Raw genomic sequence first — 24348 nt, forward strand, 5'->3', positions numbered from 1 at the left:
AACTCTTCAATTAAAAGTTTTTTGTTTGAAGTAAACTTCAAACCATGCTCAATGAATTCTGATTTTGATATCTTTCGATATCGAATTGACTATGAAGTCACTCAGTTACATTTGAGACTCTAAATTTGTTTGCGTCATCTAGCGAACTAGAATCTGCTGTTAGAACTCAATCTGTACGAGTGCCCACACAGATGATTGCTTTATATTGTTAAAGAACGTTTGAGATACTTTTGCGTCTCAAGGGCTGTGCATTCTACGCAAGCCGTTATTTTTGTCAACACTTAATTTTGAGAAAAGTTTATCTTTTCAAAACTCAGTCTTACTTGACTCAACCAACTCGTCGTTTTGCTTTTTTGTAAGCAGTCCGCCGTGTCGGTGGATGCGCATTATAGGGATGCAGCGAATTAACGCAAGCACTTTTTTGAGAAAACTTTAAAAAAACTGCCTTTTGTATCCTTTTTAGTCTAAACACCACAAAAGAGAAACTTTATTAACGCTTCAGTAACTTTTTAACCGTATTTAAGGCCATAAAAGTACAAGACTCTAAAAACAAAAAGGCCCAGCAATATAGCTAGGCCTTTAAATTGTTCGCGTTTTTAGGTGTTAAGCAATGCCGTATTGATCACGGTATGCTTTTACTGCAGCTAAATGCTCATCCATTGTACCTTTGGCTTCTAGGTAACTAATTAAGTCAGCTAGTTTTACAATAGAGATAACTTTAGTGCCAAAGTCACGCTCGACTTCTTGAATAGCAGATAACTCAGCTTTGCCTTTCTCTTGTCGATCAAGTGCAATTAAAACACCACTTAAGTCTGCACCATTATCTGCAATGATTTCCATAGACTCACGAATAGCTGTACCTGCAGTGATCACGTCATCAACTAACATGATCTTACCTTTAAGTTCAGAACCTACTAATGTACCACCTTCACCGTGTGCTTTTTTCTCTTTACGGTTAAAACAATATGGTACATCTTTGTCGTGATGATCTGCTAAAGCAACCGCTGTTGTTGTTGCGATTGGAATACCTTTATAAGCAGGGCCGAATAATACATCGTAATCAATGCCCGCATCTTCAAGTGCTGCAGCGTAAAAGCGACCCAAGCGTGCAAGGTCACGACCGGTATTGAATAAACCAGCATTGAAAAAGTAAGGACTAGTGCGGCCAGACTTTAAAGTAAACTCACCAAATTTAAGCACCTGCTTTTCAAGTGCGAATTCAATAAACTCTTTTTGATAATCTTTCATAACTAATAAACCTACTTCTTTATCAAGCTAATGCTTGCTTTTGAACGTCGATAATTTCACGAATTGAGTGCTTAGCTAATGTAAGTAGCTCATCAAGTTCGTCGAATGAGAAAGGTTCGCCTTCAGCTGTGCCTTGGATTTCGATGATTTTGCCAGTTTCGGTCAAGATCACGTTCATATCTGTTTCGGCTTCAGAATCTTCTAGGTACTCAAGGTCACTAATTGGTTGACCTTTATATACACCAACTGAAATTGCCGCAATCATATGCTTAAGTGGGTTTGAATTGATCATACCTTTACTACGCATGTAAGTAAGTGCATCAACTAATGCAACACATGCACCACTGATTGATGCCGTACGTGTACCGCCATCTGCTTGAATTACATCACAATCGATAGTAATGGTGTTTTCACCTAACGCCTTCAAGTCAACCGCAGCACGAAGTGCACGTGCGATTAAGCGTTGAATTTCCATAGTACGACCGCCTTGCTTACCGCGCGATGCTTCACGACCATTACGAGTATGTGTTGAACGAGGTAACATACCGTATTCAGCCGTAACCCAACCTTTACCTTGGCCTTTCATAAAGCGTGGTACACCAGCTTCAACAGTTGCTGTACACAAAACTTTAGTATTTCCAAACTCTACTAATACTGACCCTTCAGCATGCATAGTGTAATTACGTGTGAATGTAACCGGTCTAATTTGGTTAGGTGTTCTTTCGCTTGGACGCATTAACGATCCCCTTAATTCTGAATTTGCCACATTATAAGTCGATGTGGTGCTAGATGCCATGTTCATTTACATAATTAACTGCATCAGAAAAGCACATTTCAGAAAATTTACGCTAGAGGTTAAAAGCTGATTCGGTATAATCAGTCAACTTTGTAAATTTAATAACACTAGGAAATCATCCATGATCCACAGCATGACAGCTTATGCGCGCCGCGAAATTAAAGGCGAATGGGGCACTGGCACTTGGGAAATTCGTTCAGTAAACCAACGTTACCTTGAAACTTTTATCCGCGCACCTGAGCAATTTCGTGGCATGGAACCGGTTATTCGTGAGCGTTTACGTAAACATTTACAACGCGGTAAAGTTGAAGTTTTCTTAAAGTTTGCTGCAAATCCAGCGCATGTTGGTGAGTTAACGATTAACGAATCACTCGCTGAACAATTAATTAAAAGCGCACAATGGGTGCAAAACCAAAGCAATGGTGACATCAACCCAGTTGATATTTTACGTTGGCCTGGCGTGATGGAAGCTGAAGAGCTCGATATGGATAGCGTAAACACTGCGCTAATTGCAGGCTTCGATGAAGTGATTGAAGATTTTAAACAAGCTCGCGGCGATGAAGGCGCAAACTTACAAGAAATGATCGCAACTCGCCTTGATGCTATTTTAGAGCAAGTAACTATTGTTGAAGGCCACTTACCAGAAATCGCTAAATGGCAGCGCGAAAAACTAAACCAAAAGCTAGAAGAACTAAAAACAGACATCGATGAGTCTCGCCTTGAGCAAGAGCTTATTTACCTTGCACAAAAGCAAGATGTTGCTGAAGAACTAGATCGCTTAAAGTCACATGTTAAAGAAACCAAAAAAATCTTAACTAAAGGCGGCGCATGTGGCCGACGCCTAGACTTTATGATGCAAGAGTTTAACCGTGAAGCAAACACATTAGCATCAAAGTCTATCAACAGTGATATCACAAACGCTGCGGTAGAACTAAAAGTGTTAATCGAGCAAATGCGCGAACAAATTCAGAATATTGAATAAGCACGCTTTACAGTTTTTTATAAGACCCAGCACCTGCTGGGTCTTTTGTTTTTGAAAAGTCTAAAAGCAGGCAAACTTGAGCACTTTTAGCGAAATAAAGTACAATAGTTCAATTAAAGGCTTGGATTAGCGATAGTCCGAGCCTGTTTATTTTTTATTAGAGACAGATCATGGCGCAAACTCGCGGAAATTTATTTATCTTGTCAGCTCCATCAGGGGCTGGTAAATCAAGCTTAATTGGTGCTTTACTAAAGAAACACAGCGATATGAAAGTATCGGTTTCGCACACTACTCGCTCACCTCGTCCGGGTGAAGAAAACGGTGTGCACTATCACTTTGTTTCTGTGGATGAGTTCAAAGCGCTAATTGAGAAAAATGACTTTTTTGAATGGGCGCAAGTGTTTGATAACTACTATGGTACGTCTAAGCAAGCAATCGAAAGCCAACTTGCAGCAGGTATTGACGTATTTTTAGATATCGATTGGCAAGGTGCTCAGCAAATACGCAAATTAGTTGATGATGTTGAGACTATCTTTATTCTTCCACCATCAAAAGAAGAACTTGAATCACGCTTAAATAACCGTGGTCAAGACTCTGCTGAGGTAATCGCAGGAAGAATGGCAAAAGCACAATCAGAAACATCACACTATAATGAGTATGATTATGTTGTTGTTAACGATGACTTTGATACTGCACTTACAGAAATCGAAACTATCGTTATGGCTAAACGTTTATCGTTAAAAAGCCAAACTGTGCGCCATCAGGCGTTATTAGAGAACTTACTTAAGTAATACTTTTTTAAGAATAAGATAAAAATTAACCACAAGCTATTGGCGAATTTAACTTGGTACAGTAAACTACGCCTTTGCTTAAGAATTTATTTGGAGTGCTAAGATGGCTCGCGTAACTGTTGAAGATGCAGTAGATGCAATTGGTAATCGTTTTGACTTAATTTTAGTTGCGGCTCGTCGTGCCCGCCAAATCGCGGTTGGTGGTAAAGATCCACTCGTTGATGCTGAAAATGACAAACCAACGGTTATTGCTTTACGTGAAATTGAGAAAGGGTTAGTAGATAGCTCTTCTATGGACTTAATTGATCGTGAAGAACAACAACATCAAGAAGCAGCAGAGATGGCTGCTGTGGCTGCTATCGTAGGTGGCAACCAGTAATCGAGCTCCCCGCTTTGATTTAGCTATACGGCTAGTATTTCTACACTAGCCGTTGGCAAGCCCTTCTTTTCATCGTATATTCTATTCATACCGTTACCGATTTACTTCATTTGCGCATTGGAGTGTGACTTTGTATCTATTCGAAGGCCTCAAAAAGAAAATATCCGAATACTTACCACCCGCTGAGATTGAGCTGGTACAAAAAGCATACGTGGTCGCTCGCGAAGCCCACGAAGGCCAAACACGCTCAAGTGGCGAGCCTTATATCACCCACCCTGTCGAAGTGACACAAATACTTGCCGGCATGCACTTAGACCACGAAACGCTGATGGCTGCCCTGATGCATGACGTGATTGAAGACACTGACTTTAGCCAACAAGACTTAGCTGAAATTTTTGGCGACACCGTTGCCGAGCTTGTTGAAGGGGTGAGTAAGCTAGATAAACTCAGCTTTAAAGATAAAAAAGAATTCCAAGCCGAAAACTACCGCAAAATGATCATGGCGATGACGCAAGATATTCGCGTGATCTTAATTAAATTGGCTGACCGTACTCACAACATGCGTACTTTAGGCGCACTGCGCCCTGACAAACGCCGTCGCATTGCCCGTGAAACCCTAGAGATTTACGCACCAATTGCGAACCGCCTTGGTATTCACGATATTAAAAATGAATTAGAAGATTTAGGCTTTCAAGCGTTATACCCGATGCGTCATCGCGCATTAAGATCAGAAGTAGTCAAAGCACGTGGTAACCGTAAAGAAGTTATCAGTAATATTAAAACTGAAATTGAAGCACGTTTAGAAGAGTCTGGCATCGAAGCAACTATATCTGGCCGCGAAAAACACCTTTATAGCATTTACAAAAAAATGCTTAATAAAGAGCTTTCGTTTAACGAAGTGATGGATATCTACGCGTTTCGTATCAATGTTGATAATATGGATACCTGTTATCGCGTATTAGGTGTTGCGCATAACCTTTACAAGCCAATCGAAACTCGCTTTAAAGATTATATTGCTGTACCAAAAACCAATGGTTATCAGTCGCTTCATACCTCATTAGTTGGCCCTCATGGTATTCCTGTTGAGATTCAAATTCGTACCCACGATATGGATCATATGGCAGATAAAGGGGTCGCTGCTCACTGGATGTATAAAAAAGCCGGTGATAATGCAGGCCACACAGCACAACAACGTGCTCGCCAATGGATGCAAAGCTTACTGGAACTTCAGCAAAGCGCTGGTTCGTCTTTTGAGTTTGTTGAAAACGTTAAAACAGAGCTATTCCCTGAAGAGATCTATGTTTTCACGCCAGATGGCCGTATCGTTGAGCTACCCATGGGTGCGACAGCAGTCGACTTTGCTTATGCAGTTCATACTGATGTAGGTAATACCTGTGTGGGGGCACGCGTTAACCGTAAACCTCACCCACTCAGCAAAGCGCTTGATACAGGGCAAACGGTCGAAATCATCACCAGCTCTGGAGCACACCCTAATGCAACTTGGTTAAACTTCGTTGTAACAGGTAAAGCACGTTTAGGTATTCGCAATTACCTGAAGAGCCAACAGCATGAAGAAGCCATGCTGCTCGGTCGACGTTTACTAGACTCAGCACTTGGTGAAACCAAACTGGATGATATTCCAGATGAAAACATTCGCCGTGTACTTCAAGAGCATGAACTAAATACCGTCCTTGAGCTACTAGTCGAAATAGGCTCAGGTAATCTCATGAGTGTGCTTATTGCAAAACGCTTGATGCAAGTTGATGCAGACGACCTAGACGACCTAGCACAAAAAGCAAAAGCGACCATCATAGGTACTGAAGGCATGTTAGTTAATTACTCTAAATGCTGCCGCCCAGTCCCGGGGGATGCTATTACAGCTTATATCAGCCAAGGTAAAGGCCTTACGGTTCACCGCCAAGAATGTAAAAATATTCGTGGTTGGGAAAAAGAGCGCTCAAAATACCTCGTTGTAAAATGGGACGATAACCCAGAGAAAGAATATATTGCGGCCCTTCGTATTGAGATTATTAATCACCAAGGTGCGCTGGCTAAATTAACCAATGTTGTTGCCTCAACCCAAGCCAATATTGTTGAAATAGCGACTGACGAAAAAGAAAGTAATTTATACATGATAGATTTAGGCATCACGGTTAAAAATCGCGTTCATGTTGCTAACATTATGCGCCGCATTCGCGTTATGCCTGATGTGCAAAGAGTCTATCGTAAAAAGTAACAAGGATAATCATGAACAAATCTTTTATTTCTACTGATAATGCGCCTGCAGCTATCGGTACTTACAGCCAAGCAGTTAAAGTAGGCACGGCTGTTTATTTATCAGGTCAAATTCCACTTGTACCAGAAACAATGGAAGTGATCTCTGAAGACTTCACTGAGCAAACTCACCAAGTATTCAAAAACCTAACAGCTGTTTGCCAAGCTGCCGGCGGCCAAATTCAAGACATGGTGAAAGTAAATATCTTTCTAACTGACTTATCTAACTTTGCGATTGTCAACGAAGTAATGAGTCAGTACTTTAAGCAGCCATACCCTGCACGTGCCGCAATTGGCGTACGTGCGTTACCAAAAGGTGTGCAAGTTGAGATTGACGGTATCATGGAGCTACCTTCAACAAACTAGTCAGCCCTGCCAGCAACACAAAGTTGCTGGCACTTTTTTAGAAAAAGTTATTACTTCCCTCACCCGAAATTCTTGACTCATTAGCAAATCTCTAGCACTCTGTTGTTATAACAAATAAAACCTTTAGCTAATGTAGTAAAAAAGGATCTCCACGTGTTTAAGCTCGCTCACAACGGCAACGTTTTATTAGATGTTCATGAAAACTCGCCTCCTAGTGCTGCGTTTATTATCGAAGCATTAGAAAAGTCACCATTTTGCGAATGCAGAGTGGATCATGAAGCTATCAATAAATTCTTCAAAAGTGACTCTAACGAGCGCATGCTTGTTGTTGCCTCTAAACATGATGCGAGCCTAGTTGTAACCCTAAGCGATGATAAAATGCTTGCTACAGGCGAACTTACTCTTGCTGAAGGCGGCAAAGTTATGACGCTTGATGAAGCTAAAAAGGAGCTTATCAGAGCGGGCGTTGCTCGCGGGTACAAACAAGCTTTCTTAGAAAAGTTATTACAACAACAGTTTGAGTTACCTGCGGGTGAAGTTTCTAAAGGTGTGCTCGCAAAAGGCCGGTTACCGATTGATGGCCAACCATCTAAGTTCGTACCACAGGTTGAAACATTAAAAGACCGCTTAAAAAAACCTAAACTACGTGAAGACGGCACAGCCGATATGCGTGACTTTGGCAAACTCGCCAGTGTCGAACCCGGTGTATTACTTATAAAACAGATTCCTGCAACTCCTGGCAAAGAAGGTTTTACCGTTACTGGTGATGTACTTCCTGCAAAACCGGGGGAGAACAGCAAACTAGTCGCAGGTGAAGGCACCGAAATATCAAAAAACAACCCGCTAGAGCTAATTTCTGTGATCGCTGGTGTACCCGTTGATATTGCAAATGGTATGCGTGTTGATGATATTTTTACTATTGCCGATGTAAACGTAAAAAGTGGCCACGTAGATTTTGAAGGTAGCGTAATTGTGACTCATAACGTTGAACCTGGCATGCGTATTAATGCCAAAGGCGATATCACAGTTATGGGTACAGTGGAGTCTGGCCATTTATCAGCAGCTGGTGATATCACTATAAAACAAGGCGTAATTGGCCACCAGCTCGAAGATAAAAAGTTATCATGTAATATTATCAGCCAAGGTGACATTCACTTATCACATGGTCAGTACTGCTATCTTGAAGCCAATAATATTCTCATAGAACGCCAAGCCAGCCATTGCACAATGAAAGCCACTAAGCTGTTGCAAATAGGCCAAGAAGATAATCCGCAAGGCAAGCTATTTGGTGGAGAGGTCCTAGATGCACAAATATTAATTGCTGGCGAAATCGGCAATGAATCGGGTGCTAAAATGATCATTCACTTAGCAGCTTCAGGTGCTGATGTCACCGCACAAACAGATCAGTGTTTAAAAGACTTAGCACAAACAGATTCACAGCTAGATACTTTGCAAGCGGCTATCGAAAAAGCTGACCAAGTTAAAGACGCCGAAAAGAAAAAACAATTACTCGCAAAGATAGGTGCCACACAAATGCACTATTGCGAGCAAGCAGAAATTCTTGAGAAAAAGCTCTCTAGCTTAGAGCATCACCTGCATGATTTACTGGAAGATGCGCAATTAGTCGTTAATAAAAAACTGCATTCAGGGGTAGAAATACATATTTTTGAAAAAGTGCTACGTACAAACCGTAAGTACCCCCCTTGCAAGGTTAAGCTTGAAGAGAACAAGGTTGAGGTGGAGTTTAAAACCAGTTAATAAAAAAGAGGCTTTAAGCCTCTTTTTACCAGGGTCATTAATCTTAACTTAGAGAATTCCCTCCACTTGCTGTTTTAGCTGTTCAGGCCAAACACCAACTTGTACTTGCCCGATATGCTGTTTTTGTAACAGCAACATAGCGAGTCGTGATTGACCAATCCCACCACCAATTGTTTGCGGAAACTGCTTCGCCAGTAGCTGTTTATGCCAATCAAACTCTAAACGAGCTTGGTCGCCTGTAATCGCTAATTGAGTAGCTAAGGCATCTGGGCTAACACGAATGCCCATTGAAGAGATTTCAAATGCATCTTCAAGCACAGGGTTCCAAACTAAAATATCACCGTTTAAGCCTGCAAATTTACTACAGGTTTGTGTTGACCAATCGTCATAATCCGGTGCTCGTATGTCATGAATTTTGCCATCTGCAAGTGTGCCACCTATACCAATTAAAAATACCGCACCGTACTCTTGTGCTACCGCTTTTTCACGTTGTTTTGCAGTAAAGTCAGGATACATCTGACGTAACTGTTCACTGTGTACAAAGGTGATTTTCTCTGGCAAAAATGGCGTTAAATCAAACTCGCTTGATACAAAGCGTTCGGTTGCTTTAATAGCCTGATAAAGTGATGTTACGGTTTCTTTAAGCTTGTCTAAGGTACGCTCTGTACTCTCGCAAATTACTTTTTCCCAATCCCATTGGTCAACATACACCGAGTGAATTGGGCTTAAAGATTCTTCATCTGGGCGAAGGGCCTTCATGTGCGTATAGAGCCCCTCACCTACCGAAAAATCGTAATCGGCTAAAGTTTTGCGTTTCCATTTAGCTAAAGAGTGCACGACTTCAAATTGGCTACCCGGAATTGTTTTCACTGCTACCGATACAGCATTTTCAGTACCGCTTAAGTTATCTTGAATACCATCGCCTACTTTTGCCAAGATCGGCGCTTGTACTTCAACTAACCCTAATTGTTGTTCTAATTGGCTTGAAAAAAACTGTTTTACTTTACTAATTTGCTGCTGTTGCTGCAGGTAGTGTGAACTCATAATAATTGGCCTCATTCCCAGTTATTGTTACTTGCTTAATTAGAGAAACCCGCTGCTTGGCCCCTCCTGTTAAAACAATCCTCAACCAAACAAAGATAATTTTCAATAACCCGCAATAAAAAGAACTTAACATTGAAATTTTCATAAAAATAATGCTATAAAATTTATTGATTCAATAATTAACACTACGAAATACCATGGAAAATTATCAAATCGATAATCTCGATAAAAACATCCTTAATGCGTTAATGGAAAATGCGCGAACAGCGTATGCAGAACTCGCTAAACGCTTTGCAGTCAGTGCCGGGACTATTCATGTTCGGGTCGAAAAGATGAAACAAGCGGGAATTATTACAGGCACCCAAGTCAGTATTGATGCCAAACAGCTTGGTTACGATGTTTGCTGTTTTATTGGTATTAACCTCAACAATGCACGTGATTACCCACAAACTTTACTGCATTTAAAAGAGCTAGAAGAAGTCGTAGAAGCCTATTACACCACAGGTAATTACAGTATATTTATCAAGGTGATGGCGCGCTCAATTGATCATCTACAAGATGTGTTAATTAACAAAATACAAGCCATCGAAGCAATTCAATCAACAGAAACGCTGATCTCATTACAAAACCCTATTAGCCGTGCTGTTGTTCCCTAGGGTATAATCAGCGCCAATTAGAATCCGTCAACGAGCACACAACTATGGATACAACTCGCTTTGAGCGTGTTAAGCGCGTGTTAGATCGCCGCCAAACGGACCTAACGGTTTGTTTAGAAGAAGTACATAAGCATCATAATTTATCGGCCATTGCCCGCACAGCTGACGCGACAGGCTGCCATCATGTTCATGCTGTATGGCCAGAGAATCAAAAATGGTTAACTAACAATACTTCAGGTGGTAGTAAAAACTGGCTCGAAACTCACTTACATCGCAATATCGATGAAGCCGTAGCCATGATGCGTGCGCAAAATCCTGATGTACAAATTTTAGCAACTCACCTCAGCGACGACGCAGTCGACTTTCGTGAAATTGATTACACCAAACCGACAGCTGTTATTGTTGGTCAAGAACGTGATGGTATTTCGCCGCGTGCCCTCGCTCATGCTGATAAAAACATCATCATCCCAATGCAAGGAATGGTGCAATCTCTTAATGTATCTGTTGCAGCAGCACTTATTTTATTTGAAGCACAGCGCCAACGTGAAGAAGCAGGTCTTTATAACCGCGATATGCTTGATGCGAAAGTTAAGCATCGTATTTTGTTTGAAGGCTGCCACCCTATCATCGCTGAACAATGCCGCGAAAAAGAGCTGCCGTACCCTGAGCTGGATGAAAGTGGTGAAATTGTTGCTGATGAAACGTTCTGGAACATTTTAAAACACACGCAACCGCTTGAAGCCACTAACGAGTGCAAGTAAACTGAAAAAAGTCTACTAATTAATAATTTGAGTCACCTTTGAGTCATCCAAGCTTAGCGTTATACCCAATTACAGAATTAAAAGGCGTCGGCCCAAAAATGGCCGAGCGCCTTGCTAAGCTAAATATTCATACGGTACAAGACATGCTGTTTCATTTGCCTCATCGCTATGAAGACCGCACCCGCATTCACCCAATTTGCGAACTCCAACCGCATAGCCATGTTAGTGTTGAAGCCACCATTGAAACCAGCCAAATTACTTTTGGAAAAAGGCGCATGCTGGTTTGCCAAGTAAATGATGGCACGGGCCGTTTAACGCTCAGGTTTTTTAACTTTAGCGCGGCTCAAAAAAATGCCTTAAGTGCAGGTAAAATCATTCGTTGCTTTGGTGAGATCCGCCGTGGCAGAGTTGGCTTTGAAATGACACATCCGGAATACAGCTTATCGGATACCCTTTCTGAGCAACCAACGAACACCACGCTTACGCCGGTTTATCCTGTTACCGAAGGACTTAAACAATTATCTATTCGTGCGCTTAGCGATCAAGCACTTGCGCTATTAACTAAGTACCCTGTAGAAGAGTTGCTACCAGAACAGTTTCAGCCGACCGGAATGCGTTTAGCCGATGCACTTATGACCTTACATCGTCCACAAAACGATATTGATTTAACTGCCCTTGAACAAGGTATGCACCCTGCCCAGCAACGGCTAGTGTTTGAAGAGCTGCTTGCGCAAAACTTAAGCCTTTTAAAGCTACGCCAAAAAGGGCAAACGGTAAAAGCGGTTGCTTTAAAGCCGCATAACCAACTTGAGCAACAGTTTTTAGCTAATTTAGCCTTTAGCCCAACCAACGCACAAAGTCGTGTTGTGGCAGAAATCAAAGGTGACTTACAACACCCGTTTCCGATGATGCGCCTAGTACAAGGCGATGTCGGCTCTGGTAAAACCTTAGTCGCAGCGCTCAGTGCGCTCAGTGCTATCAGCGAAGGCTATCAAGTAGCGCTAATGGCACCAACAGAGATTTTATCAGAGCAACATGGCATCAACTTTAGCCAATGGTTTAATCAACTCGGTGTTGAAGTTGCCTGGTTAGGTGGCAAAAGTAAAGGTAAAGAGCGAGCAGCGACTTTGGAAAAAATCGCCTCTGGGGAAGCACAAATGATTGTTGGCACCCATGCATTATTCCAAGAACAGGTTGAGTTTAATAATCTCGTTTTAATTATCATAGATGAGCAACACCGCTTTGGTGTTCATCAGCGCTTATCACTACGCGAAAAAGGCCGCTTCGGTGACTGTTACCCACACCAATTAGTGATGACTGCAACCCCTATCCCGCGAACCTTAGCAATGACAGCCTACGCTGATTTAGAAACCTCAGTGATTGATGAGTTACCACCCGGTAGAACGCCTATTACAACGGTGGCGATTCCTGATGCACGCCGAGACGAAATTATTCAACGTGTGAGAACAGCATGCTCAGAGCAAGGTCGTCAAGTGTATTGGGTTTGCACCCTGATTGATGAATCTGAAGTGCTGCAATGCCAAGCCGCCGAGGATAGCGCCGAGCAATTAAAAGCAGCACTGCCAGAGCTAAACGTTGGCTTGGTGCATGGCCGGATGAAAGCCGCCGAAAAGCAAGCCATTATGAGTGAGTTTAAGGCAGGTATTATTCATGTACTGGTTGCCACAACCGTGATTGAAGTGGGTGTTGATGTGCCTAATGCGAGCCTTATTATTATTGAAAACCCTGAACGGTTAGGGCTTGCGCAACTCCACCAGCTACGCGGCCGTGTTGGTCGTGGGGCAACGGCATCACACTGTGTTTTACTTTATCACGCGCCATTATCAGCTACAGCGCAAAAGCGCTTAGGTGTGCTGCGTGAAAGTAATGATGGCTTTGTGATTGCTGAGCGAGATCTCGAAATCCGTGGCCCAGGTGAAGTACTTGGCACCAAACAAACAGGCTTAGCTGAATTCAAAATCGCCGACCTAAACCGCGATAAACAAACACTTAATCATGTCAGACCCATCGCTTTCAAAATATTGAATGACTACCCAGAACTTACCGATAAATTGATTCAACGCTGGCTTGCAGGCAAATCAAACTACGCACAAGCTTAAAGCTAACTTCAGTATAATTTTGTTCAACAAAAAAAGCCCAGCTAATTAGCTGGGCTCACAAGTAAGGGAGTGTTCACTTAGAATTTGTATTCAATACCAACACCTAGGTAATCTTGGTCAACTTGATTGTCTGTATCAAACGTTGAGTAGAAACCAAATACTTTGGTGTTTTTGTTTAGCTTGTGATCAACACCTGCAGAAATAGCTGTTTTCTTATCGCCTTCATCAAAGTCAATTACTTGGTACTGTACTTTGAATGTGTTGCTATTCATTTGGTAAGCAGCATTTACTAAGTAGCCATCAGCTTCTGCGCTACCATCCACTTTTTCTTGTGTTTGGTACATAGCACCTAGTTTGAAGTCACCTAGTTTACCTTGTACTGTTGCACGAACAATGTCGTAACCTTTTACTTCGCTGTCAGCTGCAACTGATGCATAAAGTTTGCTTTCTTTAAGTTTTGCATCGCCGTAAGTTAACGCTACTGAGTACCCGTTATCAGCATCTACATCATCTTCAGCTACATAAGTTGCTAATACTTTGAAGCCACTGAAGTCTTTAGAAGCATAAGAAATAGTGTCGCCTAAACGGTTTTCACCTTTAAATGCGTTTTTGATATCGCCTTCAAGGTCATTGAATAAATCAACTTTACCTTGAGATTGCTTCATTGCTGTATCGTTACGACCGATAACAACTTGACCAAAGCTACCTTTCACACCCACGTATTGATTACGCGCAGTGATGTTATCGTCATTGTCGCCTTTTGAATCAGCGTCAGATACGTCTACACCAAACTCAAATTTATAAACCGCTTCTAAGCCTTCAGAAATTTTTTCTGAACCTTTTAAGCCAAAACGTGAGTTATTGCTTTTAATTTCAGTGAAAGACCCTTCGCCATCATCTGATGATTGAACAGTCACGTTTGCTTTACCATATACATCTACATCAGCTAGTGCAGAAAAAGATAAACCACCAAATAAAGCTAGGAATAAGCTAGACTTTGCAAATTTCATGTCGTTTCCTCAATAATCGCAACAAAAAACACATGTTGTGTTTCAATGCGCGCAGTGTGACAGTAAAAAATGACAGAAAGATGACAGTTGAAATAAAAGCGTCAATTTAGCTTCATAAAATGTAATTAATTTTGAAATAAAAACGTAACTCACTGTTGTAAAATTAAATTTTTATGAAAGCTAAATTAAATTAATTTTAAGCTTTTATTTGTAGCTCAGTTAATAAAGTGACTAACTTCTCTAACAGAGGGGTTTGCTCGTTGTCTCTGTGGTAAGCAACAAACACATCACGCGATGTATGCGCAACATCTTCAACATGATAAAGCTCACCAGATTTAAGCTGCTCTTCAACTAATAACTGAGGAATAAAGGCACTGCCGCCGCACTTCAAAATTAAATCAAGCGCAATACGGCCCGTACTGGTTCTAAAATATGGAGGGGCGTGGCCGTTAAACTCACGAGCATGCCATAAAGAAAAGGTGGTACCCCAATCAACATAGACATATTGATTATCGAAAAAGTTTTCACTATTTGCTGTTTCAAACGCGCTCACTGGAATAATAGGTAGCTCACAAATTCGCTGTACAACCAGTTCATCTACTTTAGGGGGATCGAATAACACAGCTAAATCTAAAGTACGCTCCAATAATAAGCGAGTACTCTCTTGTTGTGCTTTGACTTCAGCAACTAACGACACACCCGGCATAGCAGAAACAATATTAGTAATACCAAACTGTAAAAATGCATCCCAAATATTAGGTGTTCCTGCTAAGCTAATTTGCTTATGCATATTATCTGCAAGTGCCACATCAACTTTTGCGCGCTGCATACCCGTAATGATCATTTGTGCATGTGGCAGTAATCGCTCACCAGGCGCCGTTAACTGTATGTTGTTACGTTGGCGAATAAATAAGTTAACGCCTAAACCTTGCTCTAATTGTCGGATCCGAAAACTCACCGCAGACTGTGTAATATATAAATTTTCAGCTGCCTTACCGAAATGGCGCGTACGGACCACTTCAACAAAAGTCTTCAATAAATCGATATCCATTTTTTACCCTTACGATAAAAATAATTTGTTTAATAAAATCGACAACTTGATCCATACTCCAGCAAGAAATTAGGGCATGAGGATAAAGCCATGAGCAATGACATTTCATCACTTCGTCAGGCATTTGCAAGCCAACGTCAATTCTATGATGATCAAAATTTCCCACGCGGTTTTGGTCGTAGTGGTCACTTCACTTTGCTAGAAGCCGACATTCTCGAGCAGCATGGTGTTGTTCTAAAGGGTTTATACAACAAAACCCTAGAACCACAAAATGAATTTCAAACTCAATTTGTACAAGTTGTCACCGGCAATCTTGACGCGACCAATGCAATTGAACGTGCTTGGGTCAAATACCTAAAGCAAACCACTTGCAAAACGAAATTTCATACATTGTTTGGACGTTCCCGTATTGCAAACCCAACAACACAAAGCGTTGAATATTATTCTGAGTCAGACAGCTTATAACGATTTGCTTTTTTAGGCTTTTAAGGTTAAAACTTGTAGTAACTATTGCTTCGCCAAAAAGTTATAACAAGGCAAACCGTGACTAGAAGAATATTAATAATTGAAGATACGCCAACGATTGCGCGAGTGCAAAAGCATATCGCGCAAAAAGTTGGTTATGAAGCCGATATTGCAGGCTCGTTGGCTGAAGCAAAAAAGTTAGTTGAAGAGCACTCTTATTTTTGCTCGGTAGTAGACTTTATTCTACCTGATGCACCAAAAGGCGAAGCAATTCCTTTTACTATCGCCTCTGATATTCCCACAATTGTCATGACGGGAAACCTAGATGAGACAACGCGGAATATTGTCGAAAAGCACCCAATAATTGACTACATTACTAAAGAAAATAAACAAGCTTATCAGTATCTGGAAAAACAACTCGCTCGCTTGCCTCGAAATGAACAAGTGCAAGTTCTTGTCGTTGATGATTCAGCGGCAACTCGCCACCACATTTGTAACTTATTAACTCGTCACAAATACCAAACCATTGAAGCTGTTGATGGTGTCGACGCTTTAAAAGTACTGGCTGAAAACCCAAAAATATCGGTGATCATTACCGATAACGAAATGCCAAATATGAATGGGGATGAGCTTTGTGTTGAAATTCGTCGTTTATATTCCAATGATGAAAAAGCCATAATCGGCATTTCTGCACTCGATACTCTGCACTTATCAACGCGCTTTTTAAAATCTGGTGCAGACGATTACCTTCGCAAGCCATTTAATAATGAAGAATTCTATTGCCGGCTAAGTCAAAACGTCGACATGCTTGAAAACATTAAAACGATTCGTTTACAAGCAAACACTGATTACCTCACTAAGCTGCCTAATCGCCGCTATTTCTTTGGTGAAGCAAACAGCCACCTCAAAGCTGCAAAACTGGCAGAAAACTCTGTCTCTTTAGCTATGATCGATATTGACCACTTTAAATCAATAAATGATAACTATGGTCATGATGCCGGTGATGAAGTGCTTAAAGGCCTATCGCAATGTATGGCAAAGTATTTTAAAAATAATTTAGTTGGCCGCTTTGGTGGTGAAGAGTTTGCAGTATATTTTGCTGATCAAGACCGACATGAATCGTTACAGCGTTTAGAAAAATTCCGCTTATTTGTTGAAAAGCACAGCCCTGAATTTAGCAAAGACCGTATCAAGTTTACGCTGTCGATTGGTTTTCATAATGGGCCTATTTATAGTTTAGATGAACTAATAAAACAGGCCGATCTAAAGCTTTATCAAGCAAAAGAGTCTGGGCGCAACAAACTAATAAGCTAAGCCTATACAGGCTTAGTCACTGCCTCTAATTTCGCTTTGCGTTGCTTACGACTTTGGCGGTACGAATCCCAACTGAATAACGCCAAAGCGCTCCAAATACAAGCAAAGGTCACCACACGCTCAGCATCAAATACCTCACCATAAAAAGCCACAGCAAGCATAAACATTAAACTTGGACCAATGTACTGAAAAAAGCCTAATGTGCTGTACTGAAGGCGTTTTGCTGCACCGGTAAAACACAACAGTGGTAAAGTTGTCACCACTCCTGCACTTATCAGTAACACGTTAATATGCCAATCATTTGCAGTTAAATCAGAGCTTGGCGAAGGCGCCATAAACCACCAGTAAATAAGTGCAACAGGTAATAAAATAAGTGCTTCGAGCAATAACCCTGGTAATGATTCAATCGGCAGCTTTTTGCGTAAAAGACCATAAATAGCAAACGAGCCAGCTAGCGAAAAAGCAACCACAGGAAATGATCCAAAGCTCACTAATTGAAGCAGCACACCACAAAGCGCGAGGCCTACAGCAACGCCTTGCCATTTACGCAGCCGCTCACCTAAAAACAACATACCAAGCAACACATTTAGTAGTGGGTTGATGTAATAACCTAAACTAGCATCGAGCATGTGATTATTGTTCACCGCCCAAATAAATAACCCCCAATTAAAGCCAAGTAAACTTGCTGTTATTACCAACATCAAAAGTAATTTAGGTTGCCCAAGCACAATTCGAATACGCTGCCATTGATGACGAGCTGCAATAATAAGAAGTAAAAATAACACCGACCAAATAACACGGTGCATTAAGATCTCAAAAGCAGAAACCTGCTGAAGAAATTTAAAATAAATGGGTGCAAGACCCCACATAAAAAAGGCTAAACAAGCGAAAATGACACCTTTTCGCTGCTCAATGTTGGTAGGCATAAGTTTGGCTTTATAGTTTAAAAGCGCTATTTTACGCCCCCTAAACAGTGACGCAACCAAAACACGCTAAATAAGCCCATGTATTTACTTCTTAAAAGGGACTGCCATTGTTGCAAAGTAACGCCGTGACATTAAGCTCCTGTGAAACGCTGAATTCTGCATTTTGAGATAGTTTGGGTATATTGCTAAAGACATCGCTATAAAAAACCACTAAAATGCTCGGCGATGAATACCAATACCGCAATGTCCAACACACCCGTTCGATCACCACAAGCCGTACTCAAACAAGTGTTTGGTTACAAGGACTTTCGTGATGGCCAAGAAGCGATTATAGCCGCAGCGCTAGACGGCCAAGACTCGCTTGTACTTCTACCAACGGGTGGAGGCAAATCATTATGCTATCAAGTACCCGCTTTGATCCTCGATGGTGTTACTGTGGTTATCTCGCCGCTTATATCCTTGATGCAAGACCAAGTTGCCCAACTAAGAGCGCTCGGCGTGCAAGCGGCCTACATCAATAACAGCCTGCCTTTTGAAGAGCAACAAGCTGTCTATCAACAATTACACTACGGCCAAATTAAGCTGTTATATGTTGCACCAGAAAAAGTATTACAACACGAATTTTTAGAGCGCTTGAGTCATCTTAAACTCGCACTTTTTGCTATTGATGAAGCTCACTGTGTGTCGCATTGGGGGCATGACTTTAGGCCGCATTACTGTCGGCTCAACGAGTTAAAGCAACGCTTTATGCACGTGCCCATGATGGCCCTTACAGCAACGGCAGATAAAGCAACTCGTTACGATATTATTGAACAGCTTCAGCTTAACCACCCTTACGTGCACACTGGTAGCTTCGATAGACCTAACATTCGTTACACCATAGAAGAAAAATTCAAACCTATGGTACAGCTGCTTCGATATTTAAAAGAGCAGCAAAATCAAAGCGGCATTATTTATTGCACCAGCCGAAAACGGGTTGATGATGTAGCCGAAAAACTTGCTGACGCAGGGTTTAATGCCGCCGCCTACCATGCAGGTATGAGCAATGAACAACGCCAATTTGTGCAATCGGGCTTTGCCCGTGACGATATTCAAATTGTGGTTGCGACCGTTGCCTTTGGCATGGGGATTAATAAACCAAACGTACGTTTTGTGGTGCATTACGATATTCCAAAAAGCATTGAGGCTTACTACCAAGAGACCGGTCGTGCAGGTCGTGATGGTCTGGCTGCAGAAGCGATAATGTATTTTGATCCGGCCGATATTGGTCGCGTACGCCGCTTTTTTGAAGATATTGAAGACGAGCAACGGCGTCGTGTTGAAGAGCAACGCTTTAATGCTATGGCCAGCTTTGCCGAAGCACAAACATGCCGCAGACAAATTTTGCTAAATTACTTTAGTGAATATAAGCGCGAAACCTGTGGTAACTGTGATATTTGCTTAAACCCACCGACTAGCTTTGATGGCACACTTGTCGCACAACAAGCTCTCTCGTGTGTGTATCGTGCAGAACAACGTTTTGGTATTGGCTATATTGTTGAGTTACTGCGCGGCGCAAACACTAGCCGTATTCGTGATAACAATCACCATCAGCTAAGCACCTATGGCATAGGAAAAGAGCATAGTGTGGAGTTCTGGCTAAGTATTTTAAGGCAGCTTATCCATCAAGGGTTATTAAGCCAAGATATTACCCAAGGCTCTTCATTACGCTTAACCGAAGCCGCCCGTGCGGTGCTTAAAAGTGAGTATGCACTGCAACTTGCTGAACCTCGCCTACAAGCTAAGCACGTTTACCAAGATAAACTTGCTCAGTTTAATTACGATAAAAAGCTGTTTGCAAAATTACGTGCCTTACGTAAAGAGTTGGCAGATGCTGATGACGTACCACCTTATGTGGTATTCAATGATAAAACTCTCGCTGAAATGGCGCAGCTCATGCCAACCAATGACAGTGAGTTTTTGAAGGTATCAGGTGTTGGTTTCACTAAGCTCAATAAGTACGGCGAACCGTTTTTAAATACCATTCGCGACTATCTTGCCGCTAATTAGGACTGCTATGACTGAACTAAGCTATGATGCTGAGCATGAAATCATTCTCATAACGTCAAGTGAGCTTCCACACGACGAAGACTTTGAACTTTGGGCAACCCTTTTCTTACACGCTCCAGCAATAACAACCGCCGACTTTGATGCTGGCGCTGATCGTCATCAATTACGCTTTCACTTTACAGATCATAGTTTTAATCTAAACTTTGAACATTACAGTGAAAGTATTTGGATTAATGCTGAAGGCATTGAGGCCAGTGCAGTTTTACCGCAACTTTATCAATATTTAGTCATGCAATTACAATAATAAGCTAGACTTTTTTCCACGCTTAGTATGTAGTAGTTGCACAGGACATACTCAACTAAGGGTGTAAATGGGATTTAAGCAGTCGCACTTTGTTGCTAGGCTAATAACACTATTACCAATCTGCATAGCAGCCAATGTTCATGCAGAGCAGCTATTAACTGACGATAATAATTATTGTCAAAACCAGCGCACGCTTAAATCGCAAGATAATAACTTACGCCGCCAACTCGATGCAGATAATCCACTTCCCGATGCTGCTAATAACCGTAAAATAGTCGCCATTGAACTTGAACAGCTAAACGTCTTTAACACTGAGCTAGAAGAAGAAAATAATTTTTTATTCCGGTTTGCCAATCGCGCTCACATGACGACTGAGCCAGAAGTAATACACAGCGTTTTATTGTTCGAAGAAGGTGATGTTTACAATCCACGTAAATTACTAGAGTCAGAGCGGTTACTGCGTAAACAAGGCTATTTATATGATGCACGTATCAACGCAAAGCTCGATTGTGATGGCAACGTCCATGTAAAAGTAATTACGCGCGATCTGTGGACTTTATTACCAGAAATAAGCTTTAGCCGTAGCGGCGGTGAGAATGAGTCGAGTATTGGCTTTCGCGAGTCAAACTTTTTAGGCTGGGGTAAACGTGTGTCGTTTAGTCGCACCCGTGATGCTGATCGCACTGGTTACCTATTTGTGTATGACGATCCACATATATTCTCTAGCCGTTATCAAGGCCGTTTAGAATACTCAGACAATGATGACGGTAAACGTCATTACCTCGATGTCAGCTACCCGTTTTTCTCAATCGATACGCCCTACAGTTACGGTGTTACAAGTTACTCTGACCAGCGCAGAGAATCTCTTTACTACCGTGGTGATGTAGTTAGCGAATTTGAGCAAAAGACCATATTAAACCGTGCTTACTTTGGTCACTCATCACAACTTGGCAATAGCTGGACTCAGCGTATCAAACTCGGGGTAGAAAATCGTAAGGATACTTTCAAGGCCATATCATTAACGAATTTACCTATCGCTGAAGATAGAACGCTGAGTTACCCTTACGTTAGTGGTCAATGGTTTGAAGATCACTACGTTAAGGTTAGAAATTTCGATAGCATCTACCGAACAGAAGATTTAAACCTCGGTTGGAATATCCGCGCTTTACTCGGTTATTCGAGTAAAGACTTTAGCGACGATGCCAGCCGTACTATTTATTCGTTATCTTTATCAAAGGCGCATTACTCTGGAGACAACCAATTGTGGCGCTTTAAAGCAGACCTAGATGGCTACTGGAATGAAGAAACCGATGACGTCGAAAACCTGTTTGCCAGCACGCAGTTACAGTATTACCTCAATACCACACTAAGACAAAGCTGGTATGCCAAAGCCCGCCTACAATATGCAGAAAATCTCACTGCTGATAAGCAACTCACGATTGGTGGGGAGAATGGCCTGCGTGGATACCCGCTTGACTACCAAGTTGGCGACCGCAGCTTTTTAGTGACTTTAGAGAAGCGCTACTACTGGGAATATGACTTACTGCAATTGTTTAAAGTGGGTGGTGCCGCGTTTTATGATATTGGTAGAGCTTGGTATAACAACAAAGATAATGGCGATAACGGTAACGTGCTGCAAAATGTGGGAGTGGGCCTTCGCTTAGCGCCAAGCCGTGCCAATGCCGGTACGGTAATTCACCTAGATATTGCCGCACCAATTAACAAACAAGATGATGATATCGACTCTGTGCAGTGGCTAGTAACGGTTAAAAATACCTTTTAAAGTAGTGTTATTGTTTAGCTAAAAAGCTAAAATCGAAACGTAAAATATTAACTTAGGAACCCTTTTGGACTTCGTCGAATTCTTTAACGAGCAATATCATTTAATCGTGACTGTTATCGCGGTTTTGCTTTACCCGCTGCTTCGTAAAACCACCAAAAAACTGCTGTTAAAAGCAATTAAAGGCAAAGCTGATCCGCATCGTGAATACCGTGCTGAGCTGTTGCTCAATATCATTCTTGCCATTGTCATGCTGTGTTTAGTATTGGTTTTTTGGGGTATAGAGCTACGCGGCTTACTAGTACTTGGCTCATCCATTTTTGCCATGCTAGGTGTCGCGCTTTTTGCAGCCTGGTCGTTACTAAGTAACCTAACAGCCTTCTTGTTGATGTTTATTCAAAACGACTGCCGCGTTGGCTTTTGGGTGAGAGTAATTGATGGTGCAAACTTCTTAGAAGGCCGCATTATCGAAATGGGACTAATGAACGTGGTACTTGAACACGTTGATGGTCACAAAGTGATTTACCCAAACAACATCTTTGTTACCCGCCCTGTGATGGTCCTAAAAAACCCACCTACGGCAACCAAAGCGCCAACCATAAAACGTATTTTAGGTCCAAAAAAATAAAGCCGCGGCTGCGGCTTTTAAATCACACTAAAACTGTCTGGTTCGACTAAAATAGGCGGTTAGCGACCTTGCTCCTTATTTGTTTTAGCTATAAAGGCCTTTAGTTCATCAAGTTGAGGCTCAATACCTTGCTCATTATGCCACTCAAACCACTCTTTAACATCTGGCACAACATAATGATGAACTTTCAAACAAAGCTCACTATTTTTTAGCCATACATCTGGTGAGCGTGTCGGGGAAAATTTATACCAAGAGCAGTAAGTGTAGCCATGGTTTTTTAAGTTTGCTTCAATGTAAAAACTCAACGCAATCGACGAAATAAAGTATAAAACTATGCCAGCTAACGTTGACTTTATCATCAGCAAAAATGTTTTTTCATTTTTATAATTAAAGAGCTTTTGAATTATCCCAATCATCATTAATAATGGGAACGGTAATAAAAAGAAAGCAGGAGCCTGAATGCCAACCTCACTTACATAATAACTATCTGTACTAAAAAATACATGCTCATTCATTCCTTTATTTGCCCCATAAAGCAATAAAATCGCAATACAAGTCATAAATATCAAGCCAAAAAATAGCCAGCATTTAGTAGTGAAATTAAGATCAGAAAATTTTTCATTAGACTTTTCCCCCTCTAGAATCGACATAAATTATCTCTATAACTTTTAATGTTTACATTTGGAATAGCGAATAATGAATAAAAATAATCTTCAAAATTACAGTTTACTTTTTCAAGGGGGGGCATTTTTGGGGTTAGCTTAATAGCACCAGTGATTACTTTTTCTTCTAACAATCTGAGTTCGTCAGCTAAAGAAGAAGCTAATTTATTGATTTCTTCACCAAAGATTGATGTTACAACGGTTGTAAGTATACCGACTACAACAACTACTATTAGGGGCACAGCAGCAGCCGTTACCACAGCGACTCCCGCTGCAGTAGCAATACCAATTGCCATTGCACTTACAGCTATACTTGCAGCAACAATTGCCATATCGACAGCAACACCAGCAACAAAATCATGCCATGTTTTTTCGTCCCTAAGAACCTGATCTAAGGCATGAAAAGTAACTGATATAATCAAAGTAACAATAAACCCGCCCTTCATTGACTTTGCCGCTTCTAACCTACCTACACCAACTGTAAATAGCTTTGGATTACTTGCTAAGTATCGGGTCCCTGTTAAGTGTTCACGGATTCGTGGGTATGAGTCTATAATTATGGCTGGCGAGCCGTTATACACTTTGATTTTAAACTTCCCGAACACATTTCCCTGATTTTTAAGTGCCATAGCTAGTACAGTAAGAGCTCTTACATCATCAAATAAAGGATATAAGCCAGCACCGAACTTTAAATCACCTTTAATTCTTTCCCATTTATTAGATACAGAGTTATATTCTTTTAACTGTGTATCAATCCAATCAACAGCTTGTGCACGAGAATATCCCTGTTTCATTTTTACAGAAATAATGTAGTCAACAAACTCCGCTGAGTTCATGATTAACATTGTATGATTATTACTGGCGAGTATATTTTGAATTTGTTTTTGGCGTTGCCTTTGTGCAATTGCACGGCGAGCATATGCTGACATGGTAATTTCCTTATTAATTTACCGACTCCATTTGTCTCTATTTTAAACACTAGAA

The 24348-nt window shown here is 41.3% G+C and carries 23 protein-coding genes; 15 read left to right on the forward strand and 8 right to left on the reverse strand.

The window, feature by feature from the left end; translation table 11 throughout:
• Positions 1–603: 603 nt before the first annotated feature.
• Positions 604–1248, reverse strand: a complete 645-nt coding sequence (gene pyrE, locus IRQ78_RS19055) for an orotate phosphoribosyltransferase (RefSeq protein WP_054554229.1) — start codon at positions 1246–1248, stop codon at positions 604–606.
• 22 nt (positions 1249–1270) lie between these two features.
• Complete coding sequence (gene rph, locus IRQ78_RS19060; RefSeq protein WP_054554228.1) at positions 1271–1984, reverse strand: ribonuclease PH; 714 nt, start codon at positions 1982–1984, stop codon at positions 1271–1273.
• Positions 1985–2165: 181 nt separating this feature from the next.
• On the opposite strand from rph, the gene IRQ78_RS19065 reads away from it, so the two are divergent.
• The 6 genes from IRQ78_RS19065 (at position 2166) to IRQ78_RS19090 (ending at position 8594) form a co-directional block, all read left to right on the forward strand.
• On the forward strand, positions 2166–3026 hold the full coding sequence (locus IRQ78_RS19065; RefSeq protein ID WP_138601109.1) for a YicC/YloC family endoribonuclease: 861 nt from the start codon (positions 2166–2168) through the stop codon (positions 3024–3026).
• Positions 3027–3196: 170 nt separating this feature from the next.
• The gene (gene gmk / locus IRQ78_RS19070; protein ID WP_054563423.1) at positions 3197–3817 is read left to right on the forward strand and encodes a guanylate kinase; all 621 of its coding nucleotides are present in this window, start codon (positions 3197–3199) and stop codon (positions 3815–3817) included.
• Positions 3818–3920: 103 nt separating this feature from the next.
• A complete protein-coding gene (gene rpoZ, locus IRQ78_RS19075) occupies positions 3921–4196 on the forward strand; it encodes a DNA-directed RNA polymerase subunit omega (RefSeq protein WP_054554225.1) in 276 nt (91 codons plus the stop codon).
• A gap of 130 nt (positions 4197–4326) precedes the next feature.
• Positions 4327–6432, forward strand: coding sequence for a bifunctional GTP diphosphokinase/guanosine-3',5'-bis pyrophosphate 3'-pyrophosphohydrolase (spoT, locus tag IRQ78_RS19080; RefSeq protein WP_138601110.1), 2106 nt, complete (start codon positions 4327–4329; stop codon positions 6430–6432).
• Between the two features lie 11 nt (positions 6433–6443).
• On the forward strand, positions 6444–6836 hold the full coding sequence (locus IRQ78_RS19085; RefSeq protein ID WP_054554223.1) for a RidA family protein: 393 nt from the start codon (positions 6444–6446) through the stop codon (positions 6834–6836).
• A gap of 153 nt (positions 6837–6989) precedes the next feature.
• Complete coding sequence (locus IRQ78_RS19090; protein ID WP_194442927.1) at positions 6990–8594, forward strand: DUF342 domain-containing protein; 1605 nt, start codon at positions 6990–6992, stop codon at positions 8592–8594.
• A gap of 48 nt (positions 8595–8642) precedes the next feature.
• On the opposite strand, the gene asnA is transcribed toward IRQ78_RS19090, so the two are convergent.
• Positions 8643–9638 carry an aspartate--ammonia ligase gene (gene asnA, locus IRQ78_RS19095; protein WP_194442928.1) on the reverse strand — a complete coding sequence of 332 codons (996 nt, stop codon included), beginning with the start codon at positions 9636–9638 and terminating at the stop codon, positions 8643–8645.
• Positions 9639–9835: 197 nt separating this feature from the next.
• Here asnA and asnC point away from each other — a divergent pair, with 197 nt between their 5' ends.
• The 3 genes from asnC to recG are packed head-to-tail and all read left to right on the forward strand — an operon-like array spanning position 9836 to position 13175.
• On the forward strand, positions 9836–10294 hold the full coding sequence (asnC, locus tag IRQ78_RS19100) for a transcriptional regulator AsnC (RefSeq protein ID WP_054554220.1): 459 nt from the start codon (positions 9836–9838) through the stop codon (positions 10292–10294).
• A 44-nt stretch (positions 10295–10338) separates the two neighbouring features.
• Entirely contained in the window at positions 10339–11055 is a 717-nt protein-coding gene (gene trmH, locus IRQ78_RS19105; RefSeq protein WP_194442929.1) for a tRNA (guanosine(18)-2'-O)-methyltransferase TrmH, read from the forward strand.
• 38 nt (positions 11056–11093) lie between these two features.
• Complete coding sequence (recG, locus tag IRQ78_RS19110) at positions 11094–13175, forward strand: ATP-dependent DNA helicase RecG (RefSeq protein ID WP_194442930.1); 2082 nt, start codon at positions 11094–11096, stop codon at positions 13173–13175.
• Between the two features lie 77 nt (positions 13176–13252).
• Here recG and IRQ78_RS19115 read toward each other — a convergent pair whose 3' ends face one another.
• Both IRQ78_RS19115 and IRQ78_RS19120 read right to left on the reverse strand, forming a co-directional pair.
• Positions 13253–14185, reverse strand: a complete 933-nt coding sequence (locus IRQ78_RS19115) for a porin (RefSeq protein ID WP_054554217.1) — start codon at positions 14183–14185, stop codon at positions 13253–13255.
• Between the two features lie 196 nt (positions 14186–14381).
• The gene (locus tag IRQ78_RS19120) at positions 14382–15236 is read right to left on the reverse strand and encodes a LysR family transcriptional regulator (protein ID WP_054554216.1); all 855 of its coding nucleotides are present in this window, start codon (positions 15234–15236) and stop codon (positions 14382–14384) included.
• A 90-nt stretch (positions 15237–15326) separates the two neighbouring features.
• On the opposite strand from IRQ78_RS19120, the gene IRQ78_RS19125 reads away from it, so the two are divergent.
• Together IRQ78_RS19125 and IRQ78_RS19130 are read left to right on the forward strand one after the other, a co-directional pair.
• Positions 15327–15701: a DUF413 domain-containing protein gene (locus IRQ78_RS19125; protein WP_138616409.1), complete on the forward strand. Its 375-nt coding sequence runs from the start codon at positions 15327–15329 to the stop codon at positions 15699–15701.
• Between the two features lie 78 nt (positions 15702–15779).
• Entirely contained in the window at positions 15780–17015 is a 1236-nt protein-coding gene (locus IRQ78_RS19130; RefSeq protein ID WP_054554214.1) for a GGDEF domain-containing response regulator, read from the forward strand.
• Positions 17016–17017: 2 nt separating this feature from the next.
• On the opposite strand, the gene rarD is transcribed toward IRQ78_RS19130, so the two are convergent.
• Positions 17018–17941: an EamA family transporter RarD gene (rarD, locus tag IRQ78_RS19135; RefSeq protein ID WP_054554213.1), complete on the reverse strand. Its 924-nt coding sequence runs from the start codon at positions 17939–17941 to the stop codon at positions 17018–17020.
• Positions 17942–18166: 225 nt separating this feature from the next.
• Between rarD and recQ the strand changes: the two genes are divergently transcribed.
• The 4 genes from recQ to IRQ78_RS19155 all read left to right on the forward strand — a co-directional run bounded on the left by recQ (position 18167) and on the right by IRQ78_RS19155 (position 22702).
• Positions 18167–19990, forward strand: a complete 1824-nt coding sequence (recQ, locus tag IRQ78_RS19140) for a DNA helicase RecQ (protein WP_138601124.1) — start codon at positions 18167–18169, stop codon at positions 19988–19990.
• Between the two features lie 7 nt (positions 19991–19997).
• On the forward strand, positions 19998–20294 hold the full coding sequence (locus tag IRQ78_RS19145; protein WP_138601126.1) for a DUF3630 family protein: 297 nt from the start codon (positions 19998–20000) through the stop codon (positions 20292–20294).
• 67 nt (positions 20295–20361) lie between these two features.
• Positions 20362–22077: a BamA/TamA family outer membrane protein gene (locus IRQ78_RS19150; RefSeq protein WP_082389309.1), complete on the forward strand. Its 1716-nt coding sequence runs from the start codon at positions 20362–20364 to the stop codon at positions 22075–22077.
• Positions 22078–22141: 64 nt separating this feature from the next.
• Positions 22142–22702 (forward strand): mechanosensitive ion channel domain-containing protein, encoded by a 561-nt coding sequence (locus IRQ78_RS19155; RefSeq protein WP_095209703.1) that lies wholly within the window; start codon positions 22142–22144, stop codon positions 22700–22702.
• 59 nt (positions 22703–22761) lie between these two features.
• On the opposite strand, the gene IRQ78_RS19160 is transcribed toward IRQ78_RS19155, so the two are convergent.
• The gene (locus tag IRQ78_RS19160) at positions 22762–23352 is read right to left on the reverse strand and encodes a DUF1240 domain-containing protein (protein ID WP_194442931.1); all 591 of its coding nucleotides are present in this window, start codon (positions 23350–23352) and stop codon (positions 22762–22764) included.
• A complete protein-coding gene (locus tag IRQ78_RS19165) occupies positions 23340–24293 on the reverse strand; it encodes a hypothetical protein (protein WP_194442932.1) in 954 nt (317 codons plus the stop codon). The genes IRQ78_RS19160 and IRQ78_RS19165 overlap by 13 nt, the downstream gene beginning before the upstream one ends.
• Positions 24294–24348: the final 55 nt, after the last annotated feature.

It is taken from the genome of Pseudoalteromonas simplex (assembly GCF_015278155.1).
GTDB lineage: Bacteria > Pseudomonadota > Gammaproteobacteria > Enterobacterales > Alteromonadaceae > Pseudoalteromonas > Pseudoalteromonas simplex.